Origin of the sequence: Prescottella sp. D32 (genome assembly GCF_037287305.1) — a bacterium.
Lineage (GTDB): Bacteria > Actinomycetota > Actinomycetes > Mycobacteriales > Mycobacteriaceae > Prescottella > Prescottella equi.
The window spans coordinates 371,161-396,048 of the sequence record NZ_JARBSW010000001.1; the positions used below are offsets into that span (position 1 = coordinate 371,161).

General features: G+C 68.5%; 23 protein-coding genes. 9 read left to right on the forward strand and 14 right to left on the reverse strand.

Annotated features, from left to right (window positions below; genetic code table 11):
- Genes PSS76_RS01695 through PSS76_RS01705 form a run of 3 tightly spaced genes read right to left on the reverse strand, consistent with a single transcriptional unit; the run spans position 1 to position 3,706 of the window.
- Positions 1-834 carry an HpcH/HpaI aldolase/citrate lyase family protein gene (locus tag PSS76_RS01695; RefSeq protein WP_013417589.1) on the reverse strand — a complete coding sequence of 278 codons (834 nt, stop codon included), beginning with the start codon at positions 832-834 and terminating at the stop codon, positions 1-3.
- Positions 831-2,291, reverse strand: a complete 1,461-nt coding sequence (locus PSS76_RS01700) for an NAD-dependent succinate-semialdehyde dehydrogenase (RefSeq protein WP_084870745.1) — start codon at positions 2,289-2,291, stop codon at positions 831-833. Before PSS76_RS01700 ends, PSS76_RS01695 begins: the two co-directional genes overlap by 4 nt.
- A 41-nt stretch (positions 2,292-2,332) precedes the next feature.
- Entirely contained in the window at positions 2,333-3,706 is a 1,374-nt protein-coding gene (locus tag PSS76_RS01705) for an MFS transporter (protein ID WP_041674474.1), read from the reverse strand.
- Positions 3,707-4,047: 341 nt separating this feature from the next.
- Between PSS76_RS01705 and PSS76_RS01710 the strand changes: the two genes are divergently transcribed.
- Positions 4,048-6,036, forward strand: a complete 1,989-nt coding sequence (locus tag PSS76_RS01710) for an oxidoreductase (RefSeq protein ID WP_337455782.1) — start codon at positions 4,048-4,050, stop codon at positions 6,034-6,036.
- A gap of 17 nt (positions 6,037-6,053) precedes the next feature.
- Here the strand turns inward: PSS76_RS01710 and PSS76_RS01715 are convergent, their stop codons facing one another.
- Positions 6,054-7,355, reverse strand: a complete 1,302-nt coding sequence (locus PSS76_RS01715) for an HNH endonuclease signature motif containing protein (protein WP_337455783.1) — start codon at positions 7,353-7,355, stop codon at positions 6,054-6,056.
- Positions 7,356-7,834: 479 nt separating this feature from the next.
- Between PSS76_RS01715 and PSS76_RS01720 the strand changes: the two genes are divergently transcribed.
- Positions 7,835-8,443 carry an AMIN-like domain-containing (lipo)protein gene (locus tag PSS76_RS01720; protein ID WP_139809541.1) on the forward strand — a complete coding sequence of 203 codons (609 nt, stop codon included), beginning with the start codon at positions 7,835-7,837 and terminating at the stop codon, positions 8,441-8,443.
- Between the two features lie 5 nt (positions 8,444-8,448).
- On the opposite strand, the gene PSS76_RS01725 is transcribed toward PSS76_RS01720, so the two are convergent.
- Positions 8,449-9,942 (reverse strand): PucR family transcriptional regulator, encoded by a 1,494-nt coding sequence (locus PSS76_RS01725; protein ID WP_064079119.1) that lies wholly within the window; start codon positions 9,940-9,942, stop codon positions 8,449-8,451.
- Positions 9,943-10,145: 203 nt separating this feature from the next.
- On the opposite strand from PSS76_RS01725, the gene PSS76_RS01730 reads away from it, so the two are divergent.
- Together PSS76_RS01730 and PSS76_RS01735 are read left to right on the forward strand one after the other, a co-directional pair.
- Complete coding sequence (locus PSS76_RS01730; RefSeq protein WP_337455784.1) at positions 10,146-10,562, forward strand: RidA family protein; 417 nt, start codon at positions 10,146-10,148, stop codon at positions 10,560-10,562.
- 69 nt (positions 10,563-10,631) lie between these two features.
- Complete coding sequence (locus PSS76_RS01735) at positions 10,632-11,228, forward strand: CHAP domain-containing protein (RefSeq protein WP_013417582.1); 597 nt, start codon at positions 10,632-10,634, stop codon at positions 11,226-11,228.
- A 34-nt stretch (positions 11,229-11,262) separates the two neighbouring features.
- Here the strand turns inward: PSS76_RS01735 and PSS76_RS01740 are convergent, their stop codons facing one another.
- Positions 11,263-12,636: a type I glutamate--ammonia ligase gene (locus tag PSS76_RS01740; protein ID WP_337455786.1), complete on the reverse strand. Its 1,374-nt coding sequence runs from the start codon at positions 12,634-12,636 to the stop codon at positions 11,263-11,265.
- A gap of 44 nt (positions 12,637-12,680) precedes the next feature.
- Between PSS76_RS01740 and PSS76_RS01745 the strand changes: the two genes are divergently transcribed.
- A complete protein-coding gene (locus PSS76_RS01745) occupies positions 12,681-13,874 on the forward strand; it encodes an amidohydrolase family protein (RefSeq protein ID WP_337455787.1) in 1,194 nt (397 codons plus the stop codon).
- Positions 13,875-13,979: 105 nt separating this feature from the next.
- On the forward strand, positions 13,980-15,602 hold the full coding sequence (locus PSS76_RS01750; protein WP_337455788.1) for a long-chain fatty acid--CoA ligase: 1,623 nt from the start codon (positions 13,980-13,982) through the stop codon (positions 15,600-15,602).
- A 50-nt stretch (positions 15,603-15,652) separates the two neighbouring features.
- Here the strand turns inward: PSS76_RS01750 and PSS76_RS01755 are convergent, their stop codons facing one another.
- Positions 15,653-16,255: an LOG family protein gene (locus PSS76_RS01755; RefSeq protein WP_022598489.1), complete on the reverse strand. Its 603-nt coding sequence runs from the start codon at positions 16,253-16,255 to the stop codon at positions 15,653-15,655.
- Between the two features lie 59 nt (positions 16,256-16,314).
- Here PSS76_RS01755 and PSS76_RS01760 point away from each other — a divergent pair, with 59 nt between their 5' ends.
- Complete coding sequence (locus tag PSS76_RS01760) at positions 16,315-16,905, forward strand: TetR/AcrR family transcriptional regulator (protein WP_005516839.1); 591 nt, start codon at positions 16,315-16,317, stop codon at positions 16,903-16,905.
- On the opposite strand, the gene PSS76_RS01765 is transcribed toward PSS76_RS01760, so the two are convergent.
- Positions 16,876-18,015: a YbfB/YjiJ family MFS transporter gene (locus tag PSS76_RS01765; RefSeq protein WP_337455789.1), complete on the reverse strand. Its 1,140-nt coding sequence runs from the start codon at positions 18,013-18,015 to the stop codon at positions 16,876-16,878. The two genes, PSS76_RS01760 and PSS76_RS01765, sit on opposite strands and share 30 nt — an antisense overlap.
- A gap of 84 nt (positions 18,016-18,099) precedes the next feature.
- On the opposite strand from PSS76_RS01765, the gene PSS76_RS01770 reads away from it, so the two are divergent.
- Positions 18,100-18,957, forward strand: coding sequence for a LysR family transcriptional regulator (locus PSS76_RS01770; protein WP_005516841.1), 858 nt, complete (start codon positions 18,100-18,102; stop codon positions 18,955-18,957).
- A 6-nt stretch (positions 18,958-18,963) separates the two neighbouring features.
- On the opposite strand, the gene PSS76_RS01775 is transcribed toward PSS76_RS01770, so the two are convergent.
- The 4 genes from PSS76_RS01775 to PSS76_RS01790 form a co-directional block, all read right to left on the reverse strand.
- Positions 18,964-19,371 (reverse strand): hypothetical protein, encoded by a 408-nt coding sequence (locus PSS76_RS01775; protein ID WP_084866930.1) that lies wholly within the window; start codon positions 19,369-19,371, stop codon positions 18,964-18,966.
- 98 nt (positions 19,372-19,469) lie between these two features.
- Complete coding sequence (locus PSS76_RS01780) at positions 19,470-20,675, reverse strand: enhanced intracellular survival protein Eis (protein WP_145274889.1); 1,206 nt, start codon at positions 20,673-20,675, stop codon at positions 19,470-19,472.
- A gap of 73 nt (positions 20,676-20,748) precedes the next feature.
- Positions 20,749-21,483, reverse strand: coding sequence for a polyprenol monophosphomannose synthase (locus tag PSS76_RS01785; RefSeq protein ID WP_005516848.1), 735 nt, complete (start codon positions 21,481-21,483; stop codon positions 20,749-20,751).
- Positions 21,484-21,575: 92 nt separating this feature from the next.
- A complete protein-coding gene (locus tag PSS76_RS01790) occupies positions 21,576-21,983 on the reverse strand; it encodes a VOC family protein (protein WP_013417573.1) in 408 nt (135 codons plus the stop codon).
- An 88-nt stretch (positions 21,984-22,071) separates the two neighbouring features.
- Here PSS76_RS01790 and PSS76_RS01795 point away from each other — a divergent pair, with 88 nt between their 5' ends.
- Positions 22,072-22,215 (forward strand): hypothetical protein, encoded by a 144-nt coding sequence (locus PSS76_RS01795; protein WP_013417572.1) that lies wholly within the window; start codon positions 22,072-22,074, stop codon positions 22,213-22,215.
- 247 nt (positions 22,216-22,462) lie between these two features.
- Here PSS76_RS01795 and PSS76_RS01800 read toward each other — a convergent pair whose 3' ends face one another.
- Together PSS76_RS01800 and PSS76_RS01805 are read right to left on the reverse strand one after the other, a co-directional pair.
- The gene (locus PSS76_RS01800; RefSeq protein WP_041674867.1) at positions 22,463-23,623 is read right to left on the reverse strand and encodes an Rv3169 family protein; all 1,161 of its coding nucleotides are present in this window, start codon (positions 23,621-23,623) and stop codon (positions 22,463-22,465) included.
- On the reverse strand, positions 23,623-24,813 hold the full coding sequence (locus PSS76_RS01805; protein WP_337455791.1) for a phosphotransferase family protein: 1,191 nt from the start codon (positions 24,811-24,813) through the stop codon (positions 23,623-23,625). The genes PSS76_RS01800 and PSS76_RS01805 overlap by 1 nt, the downstream gene beginning before the upstream one ends.
- Between the last annotated feature and the right edge of the window lie 75 nt (positions 24,814-24,888).

Below are 24,888 nucleotides of genomic sequence, written 5' to 3' on the forward strand. Positions count from 1 at the left end.
TCAACCGTCGACCGGGAGCCCGAACTGCCGAGCTCGCCGCAGCACGGCCTTGGCTGCGGCCAGCCGGGGCACGTCCGCGCCGGAAGCGACGTGTTCGCCGTGCGCGCCCAGGCGGTCGATCGTCGCTGCCGCGGAATCGATCTCGGCGAGAGTGGGGGAGAGTGCATCGTTGATGAATGCGGCATCGGCCGGCCGCACGGCGAGTCTTCCCGTCATCCCCAGTTCGGCTGCACCGCGGGTGTCGAGCGCCACCGCCTCCTCCCGTGCGCTGGGACCGTCGATCGGCCCGGGCAGCCCGGCGGCGCGGCTTGCCACCACCAGTCGGGACCGCGCGTACGTCAACGCGGCAGAGGTGTTCGCCACGCCGGTGTCGTGTCGGAAGTCGCCGACACCGAAGGCCAGGCGGACCGCAGGTTCGGCGGCGGCGATCTCGACCGCGCGGGTGAGTGCGAGCGCGGACTCGATCATCGGCACGATCGGGAGCCCGGGCAGTTCGCGTGCCGTCGTGCGTACGTCCTCGGCGGATTCGGCCTTCGCGAGCACCACACCGAGTACCCCGGGAGTGCCCCGCACCACCTCGACGTCGAGAGCGTGCTGGCCGGATTTCACGTCGCCGATGCGGACCCAGGACGGGTTGTCGGACAGCCACTCACGTACCAGCTGTCGCGCGAAGCTCTTGCGAGCGAACGGCACTCCGTCCTCGAGGTCGACGACGAGACAGTCCGCTCCGGCGCGGGCGGCGGCGGACAGCGCGTCCTCGCCCACCGCTGCCGCCAGGAGCCAGGATCGTGCCGCGGCAGTGCGGGTCTCGGGGTTCTCCGCGGCCAGGGTCACAGCGCGACGTACTTCGTCTCGAGGTACTCCTCGATGCCCTCGGTGCCGCCCTCGCGGCCGAAACCCGAGTGCTTGACGCCACCGAACGGGGCGGACGCGTCCGACAGGATGCCCCGGTTGACGGCGACCATGCCGGTGTCGAGAGCGGCCGCGACCCGCATCGCCCGATCCATGTCGCGGGTGTAGAAGTAGGAGGCCAGACCGTACTCGGTGTCGTTCGCGGCCGCGATGCCCTCCTCTTCGGTGTCGAATCCGGAGACGGTCGCGACGGGCCCGAAGATCTCTTCGCGCAGCACTCTCGCGTCCGCGGGGATGCGGTCGAGCAGTGTCGGTGCGTAGAAGAATCCCGGACCCTCCGGGGCGAACCCGCCGGTGCGGACACGGGCACCGCGAGCGACGGCGTCGGCCACGAGGTCGGACACGACGTCGCGTTGGTCCGCGTTGACGAGCGGCCCGACGTCGGTGCTCGGATCGATGCCCGGGCCCGTACGCAGCGCGGAGATCCGTGCGCTCAGCTTCTCGGTGAACTCCTCGATGACCGCGTGCGCGACGTGGAACCGGTTGGCGGCCGTGCAGGCCTGCCCGCCGTTACGCATCTTCGCGGCCATGGCACCGTCCACCGCGGCATCGACGTCGGCGTCCTCGAACACCACGAACGGTGCGTTGCCACCGAGTTCCATCGAGGTCCGGAGGAGCTGGTCGGCGGCGTTGCGCACCAACAGCTTTCCGACCGGCGTCGAGCCCGTGAAGGTCACCTTCCGCAGGCGGGGATCCTGCATGAGTGGCCCGGACAGTGCCGACGCGTTCGACGTCGGCAGGATCGACAGCACGCCGTCGGGCAGCCCGGCCTCGGCGAACACCTCACCGAGCAGCAGCATCGTCAGGGGTGTCTCCTCGGCCGGCTTGACGATGATCGTGCATCCCGCCGCGACAGCCGGCGCGATCTTGCGGGTTCCCATGGCCAGCGGGAAGTTCCACGGGGTGATCGCCAGTACCGGGCCCACCGGGACCTTGGTGACCAGGATCCGTCCGTTGCCGCCCGGTGCGGCGCCGAACCGTCCGCCGACGCGGACGGCCTCCTCCGCGAACCATCGCAGATACTCGGCTCCGTAGGCGACCTCGCTGCGCGCCTCACCGATGGCCTTGCCCATCTCGAGTGTCATGACGGTCGCGAAGTCCTCGCTGCGCCTGCGCACCGACTCGAAGGCGGCGCGCAGGATCTCACCGCGCTCTCGCGGCGCGGTGGCCGCCCACTGGGCCTGGGTTCTCGACGCGAGATCGAGGGCGCGGCGGCCGTCGTCCGGGCTCGCGTCGGCGACGTGGGTGAGGACGCTGCCGGTCGCAGGGTCGTGCACCGGGAAGGTGGCGCCGGTGGACGCGGGGGTCTGCCGGCCGCCCACCCACAGGTCGGTGGGCACGGAGTCGACGATGCTGTCGGGGGTGGTGAGGATCGTCATCGAGTCATCTTTCGAGAGTTCGCCTGCGGAGATACGGGTTCTCAGTCCACGGCCGCGGCAGGGCGGACGCGGGCCGGAGCAACGGACGCGGTCTCCTCGAGCGGGCGTCCGGCGGTCTCCGGAGCCCACGCGTAGCAGGCGGCGAATCCGGCCAGCGTGATGAGCGCGCCGAAGCCCATGGTGGTGCCGATACCGAAGTTGTCGATGCTGATGGGCAGCAGGTAGGTGCCGGTCGCGGCGCCGATCCGGCTGATACCCACGGACACACCCACGGCGGTGGCGCGAATCTCGGTGGGGAACAGCTCGTTCGGGTAGATCCACTCGAGGATGCTGGGGCCGCCGGACGCGAAGGCATACGCGCAGAAGGCCACGACCACCAGCCACACGGGTGCGTCCGGGACGAGCCACAGGAAGATCAGCGGGAACGCCATGACCGCGAACGGGATGATCGACATCTTGCGGCGGCCGATCGTCTCGACCCAGCGCAATGCCGGGATGGAACCGATCGCGAACAGCAGGATGATGACGGTCTCGACGATCAAACCGGCCGAGCCGTCGCTCGACACCGCGAAGCCCGCCAGGATGACCGGGAGGAAGGTCAGCATCGCGTACTGCGGCGTGATCTGTGCGAAGTACAGGGCACCGCACATGAGGGTGCGCTTGAGATAGCCCCCGCGCACGATCGCCTTGAACGACTGAAGCATCGTCATCCCGGAGTCGGCAGGTGCTTCGTCGGTGAGGTCGAGCTTCTTGCCGTAGACGTCGAGGATCACCTGCTCGGCCTCGGCGACGCGACCCTTGCCGAGGAGCCACCGGGGCGACTCCGGGATGCCGCGGCGGGCGAGCACGACGACGACGCCCAGGATCGCGGACGTCGCCAGCATCCAGCGCCAGTGATCGTGACCGCCACTGACGCCGACGAACACCGCGCCGACGATGTAGGCGAAGCCGGCGCCGAGCGACCACGACAGACCGGTCACGCCGATCATGAAGCCCCGCTTCTTCGTCGGGGTGAATTCGGTGAGCAGCGACGTCGCGATGGGATAGTCCGCACCGATCGCGAGTCCGATCACGAACCGGAGCACGATCAGTTGCCACGCCTCCTGGACGAACGCGCTGAGGGCGCAACCGATCACCAGGACCGTGAGGTCGAGGGCGTACATCTTCTCGCGGCCGATGCGGTCGGTGAGTGCGCCGAAGAGCGTCGCGCCGAAGAAGATGCCGATCAACGACGCGGCACCGATGAGTCCGACCTCGGCACTCGACGGCATCAGGTCGGCCTTGATGCCGACGAGCGCCACGCCGATGATGCTGAGCACGAACCCGTCCAGGAACGGGCCGCCGCAGCAGGCGATCAACAACTTTCGGTGGAAGCGCGACGTCGGCGCCTCGTCCATGACGTCAAAAGATTTCATCGTGAGTGTCCTCGAAGTGTCGCAGCCGCGGCCAGGAGATGGACCGGAGCGGAACTGATTGCTCGAAACACTAGGAGAACCCTCGGCCGGTGTGAACTGTACGACAGGACGTAACTCGTGGGTGATTCTATCCAGCAGTACAACCCCCTGGACTCGAAGACAGCGTGCTGGGGCCTGATTCGAGCCTTGTTGCTCGTGGTGCGAAATACCGCCGGACCGGGTGTACGCGAGTACGAGTGCGGGGGTCAATTGCAGACTTCGGTACGAGTGATCGTGGTGGGTCGGTGTGGAACAGTCGAGGCGCCAGATCGAAGCATCAGCACGTTCCAGAGAGGTCTCCCATGTCGACCGCGATCGAGTTTCCGACGTTGTTCAGCCCCCTCCGACTCGGTGGGACGACGCTGAAGAACCGGATCTTCTCGTCGGGTCACGACACCGTCATGGTGCACGACGGCGAGGTCACCGACCAGCTCGTCGCATACCACCGCGCGCGGGCGGAGGGCGGCGCCGGAATGATCATCATGCAGGTCGCCGGCATTCACGAGACCGCGCGCTACACCTCGCACGTCCTGATGATCACCGACGACAGCTGCATTCCCGGCTACCGGAGAGTGGCCGAGGCAGTGCACGAGCACGACTGCAAATTGATCTCGCAGATTTTCCATCCGGGACGCGAAATCATGGAATCCGGCGACGGTGCGCTACCCGTCGCGCTCGCACCTTCCGCGGTGCCGAACGAGCGCTTCCACGTCATGCCGCAGGCCGTTGGCATCGAACTTCTGCAGGAGATCATCGCCGGCTACGCCGAGGGCGCGGTACGGCTGCAGACCGCGGGCCTCGACGGTGTGGAGATCGTCGCGAGTCACGGCTACCTCCCCGCGCAGTTCCTCAATCCGAATCTCAATGTGCGCGAGGACCGCTACGGCGGGAGCCTCGAGAATCGGATGCGCATGCTGCGCGAGACGGCCCGGGCCGTGCGCCAGGCAGTCGGACCCGACTTCGTGGTGGGCGTACGCCTTTCGGCCGACGAGAACACCTACGACGCCACCGGTGAGAGCGACACCATCGCGCTGTGCAAGGCGCTCGACGCGGACGGCTACGTCGACTACCTGAACGTCACCGAGGGCACGTCCGCGAGCACGGGCGGGTCCACGCACATCGTGCCGCCCATGCACTACGAGGCGATGTACACCGCACCGTCCGCCGCGAAGATCAAAAAGCAGGTGTCGGTGCCGGTTCTGGTCGCCGGACGCATCAACCAGCCGCACGAGGCGGAGATCGTGCTGGCGTCCGGACAGGCCGACGCCTGCGCGATGACGCGTGCGCTCATCTGTGATCCCGAGATGCCGGACAAGGCGCAGTCGCAACGTACCGAGGAGATCCGGGCGTGTATCGCGTGCAACCAGGCATGCATCGGCCACTTCCACATGGGGTACCCGATCTCGTGCATCCAGCGTCCCGAGACGGGCCGTGAAATTCAGTTCGGCCGTACTGTTCCCGCTGCCGCGGCGAAGAGCGTGATGGTCGTGGGCGGCGGGCCGGCGGGCATGAAAGCGGCCGTGATTGCCGCGCAGCGTGGGCACCACGTCACGATCTACGAGGCGGCCGGCCGCGTCGGCGGTCAGGTGTTGTTGGCCGAGAGGTTGCCGCACCGAGCGGAGTTCGGCGGCGCGGTCACGAACCTGCAGTCGGAGATCGAACGCTACGGGGTGGAGGTGCACACCCGAGTGCAGGTCGACGCCGCGCTGGTCCGCGAGGTGAACCCGGATGTCGTGATCGTCGCTACGGGCGCCACCCCGTACCGTCCGCCACTCGAGCTCGACGACGCCCTGCCGGTGTTCGAGTCATGGGACGTCATCAAATCGAACGCCGCCGAGCTTCCGAAGGGACGAATCGTGGTGGCCGACTGGCGCTGCGACTGGATCGGTCTGGGGGTCGCGGAGATGATCGCCCGCAGCGGAGGCCGCAAGGTGACGCTCGCCGTGGACGGCTACGCACCCGGCGAAACCATCCAGCAGTACACCCGCAACGCCATGCTGGCTGCGGTGTACGAGGCGGGCGTGGAGATCGTCACCAACGCGCGACTCTACGGCGCCGACGACGACACCGTATACCTCCAGAACACCCTCACTTCGCAGCCCGTGATCGCGGAAGACGTTGCAGCGCTGGTGCTGTGCCTCGGCCACAAGCAGGAGGACGGGCTGTTTCACGAGCTGACAGCGCAGTTGAGTGGAACCGGGACCGAGGTGTACGCGATCGGAGACTGCCAGGCGCCGCGCACCGTCGAGGAGGCGACTCTCGAAGGGTTGCGGGTCGCCAGCAGAATCTGATGCTCGAGCCCACCGTCTCATGCGGCGTGTGGTCCCGCCCGGTTGTGGGCAGGGACGGGCTTCCTGTAGGGGTCGACGGTGCTCGGTGGGGTGAACCACGGCTTTCTGTCCGGGCCTATGCGGACTTCCCAGTGGGAATGATGCAGTAGCTGGTGGTGGAAGCGGCAGAGCATCACGAGATTGTCGAGGTCGGTGGGTCCGCCGTCGGCCCAGTGTGTGATGTGGTGGCCTTCGCAGTGTGCGGGTGGTGCGCCGCAGCCGGGGAAGGCGCAGCCGTGGTCGCGGGCGATCAACGCCCGACGCTGTTTCTTCGACACGGTCCTACTGGTGCGCCCCAGATTCAAGGGGACGCCGTCGTCCATGACGATCGGGGTGAGGTGGCAGTCGCACGCGAGCCTGCGTGCGGTCGCGATCGACAGCGGCCCCGTGTGGGGCAGGCGTGCGATGTCCTTGTCGCCGAACAGGTCCGACCCGTCATCGGTGGACGTCCACTCGTGAGCCGACTCGCTGCGGGCGAGATCGGCGGCGTTCACGTGTAGTGACAGGTGGGGCCGCTCCCCGCCCTCGATCGGGGCGTCGCCGGAGTCGAGGTAGCGGCGCAGGATTTCAGCGAAAGCATCGGCTCGTTGCCGTGTCGGGGTGCGTTTCTCGGCGGGGTCGTCGATCGGATTCCTGGGTTTGGTCAGCGCGGACAGTGCCGTGAGGAGCATTTCACCGGTGACGGCGTCGAGGTCACCTTTGACCGCGACGCGGCCGTTCAGGGTTTTCGAGGCGTGGAATTCGTTGCGCTCGGTGTCTTCGCTGGGCGGGAGTTCGTCGGATTCGAAGATCCGCTCGAGCCGGGAGATGCAGGTGCGGACGGTCGTGGTGGTCGCGGCCGGACGGAAAGCGGCGTCCAGCAACACTTTCCGGCACGAATCCAACGCTTCGTTCGGCATTCCGTGCGGCGGGGTTTCGCAGAACTTCCCGATCAGGGCGGCATGCTCGGCGGAAATCTCGCCGGCGTTGAAGCCGTCGGCGATCTCGGGCTGCCGGGCGAGCATCCGGCCCAATGCGAGTATGCGTGCCGCGGCCGGCACTTCCAACAGCGAGTTCGCGGCCAGCCACTGCTTGACGCTGCGAAATCCGAGGGTGTCGAACGAGACCGCGCGCGCATCGACTTCGGCGGCCATCGCTACCTGCAACCCTTGGAGCCGTTCGATCTCACGGCAAACGTCGGCCATGCCCTGCACAAGGGCCGCTTCGGCGAGCGATCCCACGTCGCCAGGCCGCAGCGAAGCGACTGCGATGCCCGAATTGTTGAGTCCCCCCGGATTCATGACACGAGCCTAGTTCGAACTTACGTTCGAGTCAATGGATGCTGAGGCCGGTCGGGAGCGGCTGCGAGTAAGGCAGTTACCGCCAGTTCGTGGACCCGGGAGCAGCACTGTGCCCCGGACAAGTTCGTCCGGGGCACAGAGATGGAGCCGTAGCGATTACGCCGGAGTCGGTACCTCGCCGCCGGAACCGCTGACCTGGAAACCGGAAGAGCCGGCCGAGAATCCCAGGTTCAGGATCAAGGTGAAAAAGTCGCCCACGCTGGAGAACATTTGGAACTCCTTCTCTGTCGGTCGAACAGAAACGGTTGGTACGTGATGAACGTTATCAACCGATTGTGAGGTCTGCATGGCAGCAGTTTCCGGGCGCCGAAAGGCCGTCCCCGACGCCCCTCGCGCCGCGGGTGTTCCGGTCCGCCGCTAGTTTTTCGGCGACGTACGTAGAGTGCGCGACGGGGGAGTGGGTTCCGCGGAGGGGGCGTATGAGAATGATGAGGCTGATCGGTGTGCTCGGGACGCTGGCGCTGGCGACCGGCTGTGGTGCCGACCGAGCGACGCTCCCGTCGAACCCCTCTTTCGTCTCCACGCCGGCCGACCGAACCGGACGAATCGACGTCGGATCCGTCGCCCCGCCGCGGTCCACGCTCGAACTCGTTCCGGACGGCGGTGTCCTCTCGACGATCGGTCCTGCCTCTACTGCGTCGGTGAGAGATGTACGAATCGAATCTGATGTGGAGGCGGGTGCGGATCGAGTTGTGTACTCCTTCACCGGGTCCGGAGTGCCGTTCTGGAAGGTCGGCTACGTTGCCGAGGCTGTGCCGCACCGTGGTGGTTCGCCGCTGACGATTCCTGGGCGATCGCTGGTGCAGGTGGACATGATGGACACCGCGCCACCGGCCCGTCATCTCTCTGCCGCTGCAGCACCACTGGCGGGTCCGGAAGGTTCCCGCGTGGCCCAGCTCTACTTGCTCCCCGACATTCGGGAGACCGGGGGAATCACTCAGTCCTTCATCGGTTTCCGGGACGATCCAGCGCTGTTCGATGTGACCGTGCTCGACGCCCCGCCGCGGTTGGTCATCGAGTTCCGCTAGCCCGACTATTGGTTCCCGCCGCGACTGATCCGCAGTGCGATGAGCGCCATCCAGAAGGTCGAGATGTCGGCGGAGCTCTTGGTGCTGCGGCCGGTGATCGTTTCGATTCGCTTGAGCCGGTAGGCGAGTGTCTGCCGATGGATCATCAGTTTCTCGGCGGTGGCCGTCCAGCTTCGGTCGAGGGTCAGGAAGGTGTCCAGGGTTTCGACCAGCTGGGACTGGTTGGCGCTGTCGTGGTCCATCAGATCGCCCAGGACGGCACGCGCGGCGAAGGTCGCCTCGCTGAGGGTGCGGGGAAGGAACAGTGGTGACGCCGTGGAGTATTCGGCGACGGCACTGCCGTCGGCGCGTGCGGCCTGCAACGCCCAGCGGGCCTGTCGGACGCTGTCCGGGAGGCGCTGAATCGTGGAGGTGGGGGCCGAGACACCGAGATGCGGGATTCGGCCGGACAGTAGGTCCAGCGCGCCGCTCATATCGTCGGCCGTGGTCATGAGGTAGCCCTCCTCTCCCACGATGCATGTCAGATTCGGCAAGGCGCCGTCTCCCAAATAGATTCGCGCCGCGCGCAGATGCGGTGAATCGAACGCGATCACAACCCACTCGCGGTCGGCGAGGCCGCTCTGTTCGAGCCGGGGTTGCGCGGCGTCGGAGCCGAGCGAGCCGTCGACGATCTGCTCGAACAGCAGTGCGCCGGATGCGTCCTCGCGTTCGCGGTCGCGGGTCGCGCGTTCGACCTCGATTCCGATGAGGCTCTGGGCGTGCAGCAGGCCGAACGCGTCCATGTCGATATCGGACGGACCGTCCACGACGAGCATGCACTTGCGGTGGGTCGAGAGCGCGAAGGCCGTCGCGACCAGTTCGTCGCCTACCGTCACGGCCTGGCGAGCGGGCAGCCGGTCGAGCTTGCCGCCGACCCGTTGGCGGAGCGCTCGGACGGTCTCGGCGGGCATGCGTCCCCGGCGGCCGAGAACTTCGGTGCCGAATTCGACGTCGACGACGTGGAGGGGGTGCCCCAGTTCCGTGGACAGCCGGTCCAGCAGCGAAGAGTCAGCGAGCGTGGCGGACCTCGCCACCTCGTACAGCCGACTCAGCCGCGCGATACGGCTGATCTGTTCGCTCTGGGTGGCGACGCCGACCGTCCGCCCGATGGCCGAGAACGGCGTGGAATGCGAGACGCTCAGGATCGGCAGGTCCAGCGCGTTCGCCTCGTCGAGCATCCCGTCCGTCAGCGGTGGGGCTTTCAAGTCGTCGCCGATCGCCATGCCGGCGATGCCCGCTGTGTGGAGCCGGCGGATCATCTCGATCTGGAGTGCTTCGTCGGAGGGAATGCACATGCCGGTGGTCATCAGGAGTTCGTCGGTGGCCACCCAGTTCCACGGGTCGTCGAGCTCGCAGGAATGCGCCCACACGACCGGTCGGTCCAGGCCGCCCGATCCGGCGATCGTCCGACAACCCAACTGGCGCATGGCGACGAGGTCGCCCACGGTCAACTCGGACATTGTGTTTCCTGCCGACGTTCGGGAATGAGGACTGCACTATACGAGGGTATGTCGATTGCGGGGAAGTCCGTACGACAGTACGTCGCTGTTGCAGATCGGTGTGTGACAGCCTCGACGAAGGTAGCGCCTCGCCCCTTTCCCTTGCGGTAGTGGCGATTTCGTCCACAGATCAGGTCGCTGCCGGGTATCGAGAGGAGAGTCGGATGTCGCAGGAAACCAAGGTGATCGAGGTCCGGGAGGCGCCGTTCACGTGGGCGAAGACCGCGGAGTACAGCCAGGTCGTCAGGGTCGGCGACTTCGTCTACACGGCGGGCATCGGTGGCTTCGTTGATGCCGGCAGCCTGGTGGCAGGCGGTTTCGTCGAGCAGGCCCGGCAGACGTTCCGGAACATCGAACTCGCCCTGCGTTCGCACGGGGTGGGTCTCGAGTCGATCGTGAAGATGTCGGTTCACGTCCCGAACATCGAAGACTACGACCTGTTCAAGCAGGTGCGTCCCGAGTTTCTGCAGGCTCCGTGGCCCGCTTCCATCGCCATCTCCTCGGGATTGCTCGTCGAGGGGATGCTCATCGAAATGGACGCCGTCGCGGTAGTCGACGGCAAGCGCGTCTTCGTCGGCTGACGTCCCGAACGCTGAGCCCATCGGTGAGGCCGCCCGATCACCGTCTCGCTTGCGGCTACATTCGAGGGCATGAGCGCACAGCCGGTCGCCCGTCGTCGACGCCTCGCCATGTGGATCGCATCCGTGGCCGCGGTGCTGGTGTTGGTGGCGGGCGCCGTGCTGTGGTGGGCGCCGCCGCGTTACCTGCCGTGGGACACGGCGTCGTTTCCCGACGTCGACACGTCCGCGCTGACGCCCACCCAGGCGAAGGTCGTCGGTCTTCTGGAGAACGAGCACCGCGAGCAGCGGCCCGGCACGTTCTACTCGGAGGGCGTCAAGGAGCCGTGGTGCGCCAACTTCGTCAGCTGGGTGATGCGCGAGGCCGGCGAACCGTTCTCGAACCCCAACTCGGGGTCGTGGCGCATTCCCGGTGTGTATACGTTGCAGGAGTACTACGAATCCCAGGGGCGCTTCGAGCCGATCGGTAACGGCTACCGTCCCAAGACCGGGGATACGGTGCTGTACGACAACGAGTTCCGCATCGGTCAGCACACCAACTTCGTGGTCGCGGTGGACGGCGACACCGCGACCACGGTCGGCGGCAACGAACTCGGCAAGATCCGGGTGCACGATCTCGACTGGCTGTCGGACGGCGCCGTCGTCGGGTTCGGCCGGCTCGATTCCTGACGGCTCACCGGGATCGGAGCGACGGCGCAAGCTGTCAGAACGCCCATCGCAGCGCCGCGGCGATCTCCTCGTCGCTCGCGTCCGCGAATCGCGCGGTCTCTGCACGGCGGACGTCGACGATGGTCGCGGACAGCTCGGTCCCGAACGCCTCGGTGAGCATCGTGTCCGCCTCGAAGGCGTCGGTGGCCGCGGCGAGAGAACTCGGCAGGCGGTCGATTCCGCGACGGCTGCGTTCCTCGTCGGTGAGCGAAGCCGGGTCGACGTCCACCAGGTCGGGCAGGGCGACGCCCTCGCGGATTCCGGCCATCCCGGCGAACAGCAGACCGGCCATGCACAGGTACGGGTTCGCGGACAGATCCAGCACCTTCACCTCGAGATTCGAGGCACGGTCCTCCTCGCCGCCGCTGCCGGTGACCAATCGCAGTGCGGCCTCGCGGTTCTCGTGGCCACACGCCCGGAACGGTGCAGCCCACTGCCCGGGCACCAGGCGAAGGTAGCTCGCCGCCGACGGCGCCCCCACCGCGAGCAGACCGGGTAGGTGTTCGAGGATGCCGGCGGCGAAGGCCTCGGCCGTCGCGGTCAGCCCGCACGGGCCGTCGCCGCCGCTGTGCAGATTTCGTCGGTCCCACCACAGCGACAGATGCACGTGTCCGCCGTTGCCGACCCCGCCGGCAACCACTTTGGGGGAGAACGACACCCGCATTGCGTGCCGGACCGTCACCGCTCGGATCGTCTCGCGCACCAGCACCGACGTGTCGGCCGCAGCGAGTGGGTCCTCCGCGGCCACCGACAACTCGAACTGCCCTGACGCGTATTCCGGATGGATCTGCTCCACCCGCACACCCTGCTTCCGCAGTGCGCTCGCCAGGTCGGTCAGGTAGTCGGACTTCTCGACCAGCCGCGTGAATCCGTACGCGGGCCCCCGGGTGGCGGGGGTGAAGCCGTCGGCGTCCGCCGCGACGATCCACTCGATCTCGAACGCCGCCTTCGCGGTCAGACCCTCGTCGTCGAGTTGTGCGACGGCCCGACGCAGCACTCCGCGGGCATCCTGCGGGTGAACCTCGCCGTCCTGCGTGTACCGGTCGACGGGCGCCCACGCCCACCCGGGTAGCGCGGCGAGAATCGTCACCCGGTCGAGGTCCGGCATCAACCGCAGGTCGCCGACCGGCCCGCCCGCGCAGCGGCCCGTGACGATCGTGTCGTCCGGGGCGAACGCGTCGAAGACCGGGGAGGCGCCCACGCCCCACGCGGCGGCCCGCTCCATACGGTCGATCGGGACGGCCTTGGTGCGCACCACGCCGCTGTTGTCGACCCACGGCAACGCGACGAGCACCACCCCGGCGTGGGCGAGTTCGCCGGTGAGCCGCGCCGCGGCGAGGGCCCGACGCTCGCGTTCGAGCCGATCCATCGCAACTCCCTCGCAGCGGGGCCGGTCGGCGGCAGAATGGCAGCGTGACGTTCTCACCGGACGATACGCCCCCGGCCCCCGACGGTGACTCGTTTGCGGAGATGGTCGACGCCCTCCCGCTCGTCGATCATCACTGCCACGGCGTGCTGCGTCGCCCCCTCGACCGGGCCGGGTTCGAGTCGTTCCTCACCGAGGCGGCGGCACCCGGACGGTGGCACGGGAGCTTGTTCGATACGCAGGCTGGCACCGCGGTCCGCAGTCTGTGCGCGCCGGTGCTGGACCTCGACAGGCACGCCGGATCCGACGAGTACCTCGACCGGCGGACCGAACTCGGCGTCGACGAGGTGACCCGACGGCTGCTCGACGCGGCCGGGATCTCCGAGTTCCTCGTCGACACAGGGTTTCTCCCGGACCAGCTGACGGCGCCGGACGAGCTGGCAGATTTCACCGGCGGTGTCGCGCACGAGGTGGTCCGCCTCGAGTCGGTGGCCGAGGACGTCATCGCCGGGCACAACGCCGACGCGTTCGCGCCGACGTGTCGAGCGCGGTTGGCCGACGCGTCCCGCACCGCCGTCGCGTTCAAAACCGTTGCGGCCTATCGGGTGGGCCTGGATCTGGCGGCGGATCGCCCGTCCGACGCCGCGGTCTTCACGGCCGCTGCGCGCTGGGCGGCGGACGTCGCCGCGGGGCGCCCGGTTCGGCTGCACGACGAAACCCTCGTCCGGTTCCTGTTCTGGACCGCCGTCGATCTGGGTCTGCCGATCCAGTTCCACGTCGGTTACGGCGACGCCGACACAGATCTGCACCGCGCGGACCCGCTGCTGCTGATGCCGCTGCTGCGGGCTACTGCGGGCCGGGACGTGCCGATCATGTTGCTGCACAACTACCCCTTCCACCGCAACGCGGGCTATCTCGCGCAGGTGTTCGACCACGTCTTCGTCGACGTCGGGCTCGCCGTGCAGAACGTCGGTGGTGGCGGCGCGGCCCGCATCCTCGCCGAACTGCTCGAGCTCGCTCCGTTCGGGTCGGTGCTCTTCTCCACGGACGGGTGTGGGCTGCCCGAGCTGTTCCACGTGGCCGCGGTGCGGTTCCGTCGCGCACTCGCAGCGGTGCTCGACGCCGAAGTGGCCCGGCGGGACTGGTCGCGTGCGGATGCCCGGCGCGTCGCACGGATGATCGCCGCTGACAACGCGCGCCGCGCCTACCGGCTCGGATCCAACACCCCACCGACCGATTAGTCCGAAACGCCAGGAACCGAGGGGCTGTGATCCGGGTCTCTCGCATGGCATAGTTTCGGCCCACACCAACACGCCACACGGCGTGCATCGAGCGAGGAGCCGTCAATGCTGAGTACGATGAATGATTTACCTCTTTCCATCGCGCAGCTTTTGCGGCACGGAAGCACCGTCCACGCGGACGCCGAGGTGGTGACCTGGACCGAGGCCGGCGCGCGGCGTCGGACGTACGCGGAGGTCGGGCGGCGCTGTGCACAGCTGGCGCACGCCCTCCGTGGCCTCGGCGTCGACGGTGACGACCGGGTCGCGACGTTCATGTGGAACAACGCCGAGCACCTCGAGGCCTACCTCGCGGTGCCGTCGATGGGGGCGGTGCTCCACACGCTCAACATCCGACTGTTCCCGGAGCAGTTGGTCCACGTGGCGAACCACGCCGAGGACCGCGTGATCATCGTCGACGCCACGCTCGTCCCGTTGCTCGCGCCCCAGTTGCCGCAGCTCAAGACCGTCGAGCACGTGATCGTGACGGGAGAGTCGACGGCCGGGTTGGAGGCGCCGGAGGGCGTCCAGGTGCACACCTACGAGGACCTGATCGCCGGCGAGTCGACCGAGTACGACTGGCCCGAGCTCGACGAACGATCTGCAGCGGCAATGTGTTACACCTCGGGGACCACCGGTGACCCGAAGGGTGTCGTGTACTCGCACCGCTCGATCTACCTGCATTCGATGCAGGTCTGCATGAGTGACGGGCCGAACCTGGCGCAGGGCGACCGCGCGCTCGCGGTGGTGCCGCAGTTCCACGCGATGTCGTGGGGGCTGCCCTACGCGGCGTTCATGATCGGCGCGTCGTTGATCATGCCGGACCGGTTCCTGCAGCCCGGCCCGCTCGCGGAGCTCATCGCGGCGGAGCGGCCGACGTTCGCGGCCGCGGTGCCGACGATCTGGCAGGGCCTGCACCTGCACCTCGAACACCATCCGCAGGACATCTCGTCGATGCGTGAGGTGCTCATCGGCGGGGCCGCGGTGCCGCCGTCGCTGATGCACGCGTTCGAGAACGACCACCAGGTGTCGGTGCTGCACGCGTGGGGCATGACCGAGACGTCGCCGGTCGGTTCGGTCGCGCGTCCGCCCGCCGAGGCCACGGGGGAGGAGCGATGGAAGTACCGCTACACGCAGGGCCGGTTCCCGGCATCCGTGGAGGCCCGCCTGATCGACTACGACGGCAACCGGGTTCCGCACGACGGCACCAGCATCGGTGAACTCGAGGTCCGCGGGCCGTGGATCACCGCGTCGTACTACGGCGTCGAGGCGCCGGACAAGTTCCGGGACGGCTGGCTGCGCACCGGTGACGTCGGCTCGATCACGCCCGACGGGTACCTGACGCTGTCGGACCGGACGAAGGACATCATCAAGTCCGGTGGGGAGTGGATCTCCTCGGTCGACCTCGAGAACGCGGTGATGGGGCACCCGGCCGTGGCCGAGGCCGCGGTGATCGGCATCCCCGACGAGAAGTGGGACGAGCGTCCGCTGGTGGCGGTGGTGCTGCGTGAGGGCAGCGACACCACACTCGATCAACTGCGAGACTTCCTGGCGGACAAGGTCGCCAAGTGGCAGCTCCCGGAGAACTGGGCGGTGATCCAGGAGGTTCCCAAGACCAGCGTCGGCAAGTTCGACAAGAAGCGCCTACGCGCCGATTTCCACGACGGAAGCCTCGACATCACCCGGTTGTGAGCCGCCGGGCCTGCCACGCTGGTTCGGGCGCGTGGCAGGCCCCGGGAGGCTCACGCCCGTTCGAGGTCGGTGTCGTTCGCGGGCTCGGCGGTCCCGGACCACTTCGGGGCGGGCGGCGCCCACGTCGTCATCGCGGTCCGAACGTCGTCGAGGTCGGTGGCGACGAGCAGCGCCTCCCGCTGGTACGCGGCCACGAACCCGGCGTCGACGAGGTGGTCGAGGAGCGCGACGAGGGGCTGCCAGAAACCGTCCGCGTCGAACAGGAACACCGGCTTGTCGTGCAGCCCGAGCTGCTGCCAGGTCCAGATCTCGAAAAACTCGTCGAGCGTTCCGGCGCCACCGGGCAGCACCACGAAGGCATCTGCGAGCTCGGCCATCCGCTGCTTGCGGACGTGCATCGATTCGACGACCTCGAGGGTCGACAGGCCCGGATGTGCGATCTCCTTGTCTGCGAGATGCCGGGGAATCACCCCCACGGTCTCGCCGCCGCCTGCGACCACCGCGTCGGCCACGGCGCCCATGAGTCCGACGCGGCCGCCGCCGTACACCAGGCCGATTCCGGCCGCGGCCAGGTCGCGGCCGAACTGCGTCGCCGTCTGCAGATGGGTGGGATCGTGCCCGGTGGCCGACCCCATGAAGACGGTGATCCTCATTCCACTCCTTAATGCAACGCAACGTTGCGTTGCATCCTATCGCGTGGCAGCATGCGCGCATGCCGGTTCCCAGTGCCGAGCCGCGTCGCGGCGGCCCACGCAAGCGTGACCTCGTGCTTCGGACGGTCGTCGACGAGCTGGCCGTGACGCCGTACGCGCAGCTGACCGTCGAGCGCATCGCCGAGGCGAGCGGTGTGCACAAGACCACGCTGTACCGCTGGTGGTCGGGCAAGCCGGAACTCGTCGCCGACGCACTCGCGACACTGATGGACACCGGGCCGGTTCCTGACACCGGCAGTACGCGGGACGACCTCGTGCAGTGGCTGACCGGGACCGTGCGCAACTACGCGGGCTCACCCCTCGGCGTCGCGATGCCCGCCCTCATCAGTGACCTGGCCCGGACGCCCGAGGGGCTCGCCGCCTTCCGGGGCGCATTCCTTGCCGAGCGCCGCACCAATTGCGTGGAGGTCATCGACCGGGGGGTGGCGCGGGGAGATCTGCCGGCCGATCTCGACGTCGACCTGTTCATGGACACACTCGCGGGCGCCGTCTTCTACCGTCAGGTGGTCAGCGGTGGCCTGGTCGACGCCGACCTCGCCGAGCGCGTGGTCGACCTGCTCCTACCGTCGGCGAGTGGCGCCCGCGAGTAGCGCAGACGTCATGAGAACGGCTGCAGCGCAGATGAATGCCGCCCGGAACCCGTCGCCGAGCATCGGTGCCACGACGAGCGGTCCGAGGATCTGGCCGAGGCCGTAGATCGCGGTCAGCGCGGCCGCGGCTCGGGGGATGCCCAGTCCCAGAGCCGAATCCATGGCCAACAACGTGATTCCCATGAATGTTCCGCCGAACAGGACGGCGGCCACCACGGCGGCTATCGGTCCGTCGACCAGTGCGGGCAGCAGCGCCGACACCGACTGCAGCAGGAGTGCCACGGCCAGCAGGGATTCGGCCGACCAGCGGCGGAGGGCTTTCGCCCACAGCAGCGGTGACGGCACGGCGGCGAGCCCGACCACCACCCACGCGGCGGGGCCGGTCCACGCTTCGCCGCCCGCCGATACCGCCGCGACGAGGAAGGTGCCGAGGATGATGTAGCCCAGTCCCTCCAGGAAGTACGACGCGCCGAGTGTCCACCACCGTGCGGACGGCGCCGTGCGGGGCGGAGGTCTGCCGTGGGTCGGGGCCCGCGGCGGGGACCCCGGGGGCAGGCTCCACGCGATCGCGGCATACCCGACCGTGGACGCCGCGGCGACGACCCACAGCGCAGTCCACGACAGCATCGGCCCGAGCACGGCGACGAGCGCCCCGGAGGTCGCGATGCCGATCCCGACGCCGGTGAAGGTGATCCCGGCCGAGGGGTGTCCCACCACGGCCGTGGCGCAGTAGACGAAGATCGCGGCGCTGGCCACGCCCGCGACCACGCGCGCGGCCAGCCACACGCGTACGTCCGTCCCGACGGTCATCGCGAGTTCGCTCGCGACGAGGGCGAGGATCGAGGCGCGGAAGACGGGCACCGAGCGCGTGCCGGCCGGGAACACCGCGAGGGCGATCGCACCCAGGAAGTAGCCGAGGTAGTTGGCGGTCGCGACCAGTGCCGTGTCCGAATGCGAGACCCCGGTCTGCTCCTGCATCAGCGGCAGCAGCGGGGTGTACACGAACCTGCCGACCCCCATGGCGGCGGCGAGTCCGGCCGCCGCGCGCACCACCGTCAGGCGTGTGCGGCGGGCCGGGACCTCCAGGTCGGTTCCTGCCGGCGCGCTCACGTCGTCCCCCTTCGTCGCCTCGACGTTATGCGGGAGGACGGCCGGACGGAAATGCCGCCTCGTTTGGATCTATGCTCAGCAGTTATGAATGTCGAGTTGCGGCATCTGAGGGCGCTGGTCGCGGTGATCGACGCCGGGACCTTCACCGGCGCTGCCGAGCGACTGAGCATCACCCAACCCGCGCTGACCCGGACGATCCAGCAGCTCGAGGCGACGCTGGGCACCCGGCTGCTGGAGCGGACGTCCCGCTCGATGGAGCCCACCGACGACGGGCGAGCCTTCGCGGAGCGGGTGCGGCACGTGCTCGGCGACCTGGATGCTGCCGTCGCATCGGTGCAGGCCAACCGGACGGTGCGGCTGGGGTTCAGCTGGCTGCTGCCCGATCCGTGGGCGCACGACACGATCGCCGCGTGCGAACAGCGCTCGGGTGCGCGCGTGCTGCTACAACGGTGCGACGACCCGGTGACGGCACTGCGGGACGGTGTCGTGGACGCCGCGGTGATGCGCGGTGAGGTTTCCGGCGCAGCCCTCGCCGTGCATCACCTGTTCTCGGAGCCCCGGGTCGCCGCGGTCAGTGCCCGCTCACCCCTCGCGGAGCGGGACACCGTGACGTGGGAGGAGCTGGGGACGCATCCGCTGGTGGTCAACACCCTGACCGGGACGACCCGCGCCGAATCGTGGGCCGCGCCAGACCCGAACCGGGAGATCGTGACCTGCACCAACTTCGACGAGTGGCTGGAGCTGGTCGCGGCCGACCGCGGTGTCGGGGCGGTGCCGGTGGCGGCGCGCCGCCGCGTCCACCACCACAACGTCCGCTTCGTCGATATCGAGGGGGCCGCGCCGACCGCGGTGAGCCTCGTTTACATCGCGAGTCGCGTGACTCCGCTGATGCGGGTGCTGCGGGACTGCGCGCTGACCGAGGCCCGCCGCCTCCGGCGCTGAGACCGTCTACGACGCGCTGCCGAACCCGAACGGCGACGGTGTCACGTCGAACTGGACTGTGGTGGTTGCCGTTTCGCCCGACGGCGGCGCGAAGGTGGCAACTGCCGTGTAGCGGCCCGCCTCGTGGACTCGAACGACCTGGGTGGCGCCGCCCAAGGTCAGCGGAACGGTGAAGCTGGTCGTGTCGCCGTCGGGTTCCGTGAGGGCGAGGGTGACTGGGGTGGTGGCGTCGGCGCCCGACGGGGCGGGGCCGACGACCACCGCCAGGGTCGTGATCGTGCTGCTGAAAACGGTGCCGATCGGAGGAACGACGGTCACGGTGTACGTCGTGGCAGCGGAAGCGTTGGGCGCGAATGCCAGGCAGGCGGCACCAGCGAACGCGGCGAGGGTGGCGGAACTGCGCGGGAGGCTCATGCGAATCCCTTCGTGTCGACAGCGATGAACATGCGACCCCGCCACGCTAGCTGCCCGGACCGGCAACGCATTTCACCCGCACAGGGTGAAATCCGAACTCAGAAACCCCAACCGAGCACCGCGGGCCGCTCCGCCCGGAACGCCAGATCGAACTGCGTCAGTTCGCGGTCCGACATCGCCCGCACGCGCCCGGCTGCCGCGAAGGGGCGGGCGTGGTGGCCACCGAGATACAGGCTGCCCAGGACCTCGAGATCGAGCGAGATCGTGGGTGACGCATCGGTACGTCGGCACTGCGCGTGCCCGTCCCGCACCGTCAACGCGTACGTTCCGCCAGCATCCAGATACGGGTCGCGGACCTCGATGACGGTGTCGAGATCGAGGGCGTACGTGCGTGCCTCCAGTGCGGCCGGCACGTCCATGATGCGCAGCCACAGGTCGTCGACGACGCGGGTGGTGCGCACCAGCCGAGGGTCGGTGAGCATGTGCCGGAGCGAATCGTCGGGGTGCGTGCTCGCCTCGACACGGACCATCAGGTCCAGCCCGCACAGGGCTCGCCACAGCGCGGCGTGGGCGTCGTCGGTCACCGCGATCAACTCCTCGACGACAGCGGTGCGGGCGTCGCCGTCGCCGCGGCGTCGGAACATCGCATACCCGTCGGGGTGCAGCAGGAAGAAGAGCCCGGTACCGCCGCCGCGGCCCGACTCCGGATCGGTGAACGTGAACTCCCAGTGCGGTTCCGGTCGTGCCTGTGCGCCGGGTGTGATGCGGCGCCAGCGGTCGTAGATTTCCGGCAGGTGGCGCGCGGCGGTGGTCGCGTCAACCACCTGGACGCCACCCGGGTCGGGCGCGTCGTCACGGAACCGGGCGAATCGGCGATCGAGTGTCACGTCGGAGACGACGGTGGCGGGGCCGTACCCGAACCGGCCGTAGATGCCGCCCTCGCTCGCGGTCAGGGCGGACAGCGGCACGCCGGTGGCCGCGATCTCCCGATGCAGGTGGGTGAACATTGCACGGAGGACGCCGCGCCGCCGATGTGTCGGCGCCACCGACACCCAGGAGACGCCACGGGTGGCCGCCCGGTGCCCGCCGGGGACCGTGAGCTCGAGCGGCAGGTGGAGCGCGACTCCGACCGGGTTGCCGTCGTCGGTCGCCACGACGATGTCGTCGATCCGGTTCAGCGCTCTGCCGAGGGTCCGGTCCGGCTCCGCCGGGTGATAGCCGAACCCGACGGCGTCGAGCAGTTCGATCGCCGGCCAGTCACTCTCGGTGGCGGCGCGGACCTGGATACCTTCTGCAGACGTCATGATTGCCGATGTTGGCAGGAATCCGTCGCGACCGCCCGTGATTTTTCGGCCGGCAGCGATGCGACGGCGACGCTCAGCGCTTCTTGCCGAACCGCAGCTTCCACGGCACCAGCGCCGACTCGAGCTGGACGCCGAGGCTCATCTTCGACACACCCTCGATCCGCTCCTCGAACCGGATCGGGACCTCGGCGATCCGCATGCCGCGGCTGGTGGTCCGGTAGTTCATCTCCACCTGGAACGAGTAGCCGTTGCTGTGGATCGACGCCACGTCGATCGCCTCGAGGGTGCGCGCATCCCACGCCTTGAAGCCCGCGGTCGCGTCCTTCACACCGAGTCGCAGGATCGCGTTGACGTAGAAGTTCGCCCAGGCCGACAGCGCCTTGCGGTGCCACGGCCAGTCGCTCGCGACGGCGCCGCCCGGCACGTACCGGGAGCCGAGGACCACCGCCGCGTCCGTCGTGGTGAGGGTGCGGATCATCGTCGGGATCACCTCGGCCGGGTGCGACAGGTCCGCGTCCATCTGGACGACGATGTCGGCGCCCTCGGCGAGCGCGCGGGTCATGCCGGCCACGTACGCCCGACCCAGCCCGTCCTTCTCGGTGCGGTGGAGCACCCCGATGGGGAGGGGAGACTCGAGCGCCAGCTTCTCCGCGACGTCGCCCGTGCCGTCGGGTGAGTTGTCGTCGACGACGAGCAGGTGCAGGTTCGGTACCTCCAGCGCCGCCAGCAGCTCGACGAGCTTGGGAAGATTGTCGCGTTCGTTGTACGTAGGTACAACGACGGTCGTCTTGGGCGAGCTGCTGTCCATGGGACCTTCCTGATCACGCTCTGTCGTCTAGGCCAAAGGCGAGTGTGGTCATGAATGGAGTCGATAGCAACTCACCTGGAGTTTTACTGCACTCAGGACGCCGGTTCCGTGATATTCACCATCCACGAAACCCCGAAACGATCGGTGCAGGCACCGAAGGTGTCACCCCACATCTGCTTCTCGAGGGGCACGTCGACGGTTCCGGACCCGGACAGCGCGGTCCAGTAGCCGCGTAGTTCGTCGGCGTCGTCGCCGCTCAGACTCACCGCCATGTCGGTGCCGTGCGTCCGCTCCATGCCGGGCGGGGTGTCCGCGCCCATGATCGTGAAGCCGCTGCCGGTCTCGAGCGTGGCGTGCATGATCTGGTCCTCGGGAGCGGGTGCCCCGAACTCGCCGAAGGTGCTCATGTTCAGGGTGCCGCCGAAGACGTCCCGGTAGAACTCCATCGCGTCGCGCGCGGTGCCGGGAAAGCTGATGTACGGATTGAGACGAGATGCCACGGGATGCTCCTGGGGGGCGTCGGTACGTACTCGTTGTCGCAGCACCGACGCTACCGCCCATGGCCGGTGCTGCGGATAGGTTCGGTCGGTGAAGATCATCGACCGGAGCGGACCGGCCTTCGCCGCCTTCGTCGGCGCGTTCGTAGCGGGGTTCGCGATCCTCGCGTCGGAACCGAACGACACGATTGCGCTCGAGGGGGATAGCGGCATCTGGCTCCACACGACGCTGTAGTGGGCCGCCACCGCCGCGGCTGTCACCGCGGTACTGGTGTACGTGGCGCTGCGGGCGCCGACCCGGTGCCCGTTGCGGTTGCAGTTGCTGTCGGGCTCGCCGCGCCGGCGCTCAGCGGTCCGTAGCTGAACTGGATCGGAGCCCGGCCGGTCCCGATCGGGGGCAGGACCGGCCGGGCGCCGAGGTATCGGTGGGGCTCAGGCCCACATCTTGGTCGCCGACTCGAAGTTCCCTCCGGGAGAAGGGATCAGTTCGCGACGTCGGCCATGCCGGTGAAGCCGTACCGGTCGCAGGGGCCGATGACCGCGACCTCGAAGAGGCCGGAGCCGACCACGCTCTCGCCGTCCTCGACGAGGGTGAACCGCGCGAGATTGTCGACGGGGCAGAACATCTTCTTCCACGCCTCGATGTCGGCGACCTTCTCGCGGACACCCTGCACGACCAGTTCGCCCTGCCACATGCCGTGCCGCCAGTCCTGCTCGAGGCCGTACCCGGTGCCGACGCCGAGGTAGTGAGGCAGAACGGGTTCGCAAGCGACGGTGAGGATCCGGTCGGGTTTGCCGTATCCCTCGGGACGGTGGAACGTCAGCGTCCCCGTCGCGACCTCGCGCCCGCCGGGGACGAACGTCAGGTCGTGTTCGGGTCGGCCGAGCCACTCGGGCTCGCGGGACCGGTCGGTCCACACCCGCGTCGCGTCCTGCACTATCCGGCGGCCCTGCCGGTCTTCCTGCATGATCGCGACGATCGAGAACTCGTCGAACTGCATGATCGCGTAGATCCAGAAGAAGTTCTGCTCGCCCGCGATCGCCGGATCGGCGCGCCGTCCGGGCGGTTCGGCCTCGCCGACCGGGCGTACGCCCCACGACCGGTCGCGGTTTCCGCGCCACGTGTCGGGGGTCACGGGGTGGGTCTCGCCGTCCACGGTGAGGGTGCCGCTCCAACGTCCGGTCTGCACGAAGCGTTGCGTATCGAACGTGACGCGCTCGAGCTGCCGGTGGAAGTGCCTGGCCTCCAACGCTGCCGGCACATCCGACTCGAATACGAGATCGAACGACAGGTCGGGCGCCTCGGGAGTGGGCTCGAGGACCACGCGCAGGCGGTGCAGGCCCTCGAGCACCTCGATCCGCAGCGGCCCCACCGAGACGTCCATGCGATCCGAGCCGAGCGCCTTGGACGCGCGGGCCACGATGTGGTCGTTGCCCCGACGGAGCACCGCGAAGCCGTCCGTCACACCGAGATTGGGGTACTGGCCGAGGCCGATGATGAGGAACAGTGGTTCCCCGTCGTAGTCGAGCCCCGGGTGGCAGTTGAAGTAGTAGCGGTCGTAGAAGTTGCGGTCGGACGTGCCGACGTGACGGATCGGTTCGGCGACCTGGTGGACCGGGTAGTCGTCCATCGGTGAGAGCATCACGCCACTCCTTCGCTGTCGATGCGGGGCCAGTAGACGCCGTCGAGCATCTCCTCGAGCGTCTTGCGGTGCAGGATCATGTCGTCCGGGTCTGCGGGCGCGTCGGCCTGGCCGAACGCGACAGCGCGGCTCTGCACGCGGAACATGATGATCGCGTGCCGCAGCGCGGCGTACAGCGTGTAGAACTCGAGGTCGCGGGCCTCGTGCCCGGTGAGGTCGCGGTAGGTGGCCGCGACGTCGTCGCGGCGCAGGAAGTCGGGCAGTCCGGGCAGGCCGGCCATCGTGGCCAGGTCCTCGAAGAACCTGTGGATGAAGATCATCCACGCCAGGTCCATCTCGCGCGGCCCGAGCGTCGCCATCTCCCAGTCGAGCACCGCGACCGGCTCGAAGTCGCGGTAGATGATGTTCCCGATCCGCGAATCGCCCCAGCACAGCACGGCCGGTCCGGTGACGGTGGGCCAGTGCGCGTCCAGCCAGTCGAGGCCACGCTCGATCAGCGGTGAGCGCGGCCCCGTCTCGGTGGCCCACTCGTAGTAGCGGCGCTGGCCGTCGACGTGCGCGCGGAGCGCGGAGTCCGCCGTGACGGCGTCGACACCCGCTGCGGGCGCCAGGCTCGGAAACAGCTGTGCGGGTGTCGGTATCGCGTGCAGCTCGGCGAGGACGCGCACCGATGCGTCCTGGAGGCGCCGACGGTCTTGGGGAGAACCGGCGAACAACCACGAGTCGCCGAAGTTGTACGGCATCACGTCCGGCGGAACCTCGCCGTCGAGGCGTTCCATCACGAAGAACTCGCCGCCGAGTGCGTCCGGCGACGTCTCGGACCAGTAGACTCGCGGCACCGGGACCGGGGAGTGCGCCCCGACCGCCTTGATCACCTCGAACTGCTGGTCCAGGTCGTACGACGGGAAGATCGGCACCCCTGAGGGGGCGGGCGCGATGCGGGCCACGAGGTGGTGGTGACGGCGTTCGCCCTCCTCGTTCCACAGTGCGTCGAACAGAATGGTCTCGTTCGACATGCCGTTCGCGGCCGGTACCTGGACGTCGGTGACCTCGGGTTCCGCATCGGCCGGCAGCTTGGTCCGGAGCCAGCCCTGGAGTCGCGAGCCCAACTCGGCCGGATCCGTGCGGGATTCGCCGGGTCTGGCGATCTCCGAGTAGTCGCGATCGTCGGTCGTGTACTCGAAACTCATGGCGACCCTTCGTCTGGTCGGGAGGCGTTCGGGCGCCTCGCAGGCAGGGGAGAGCGGGGTGCTGCGGTGGAGCGG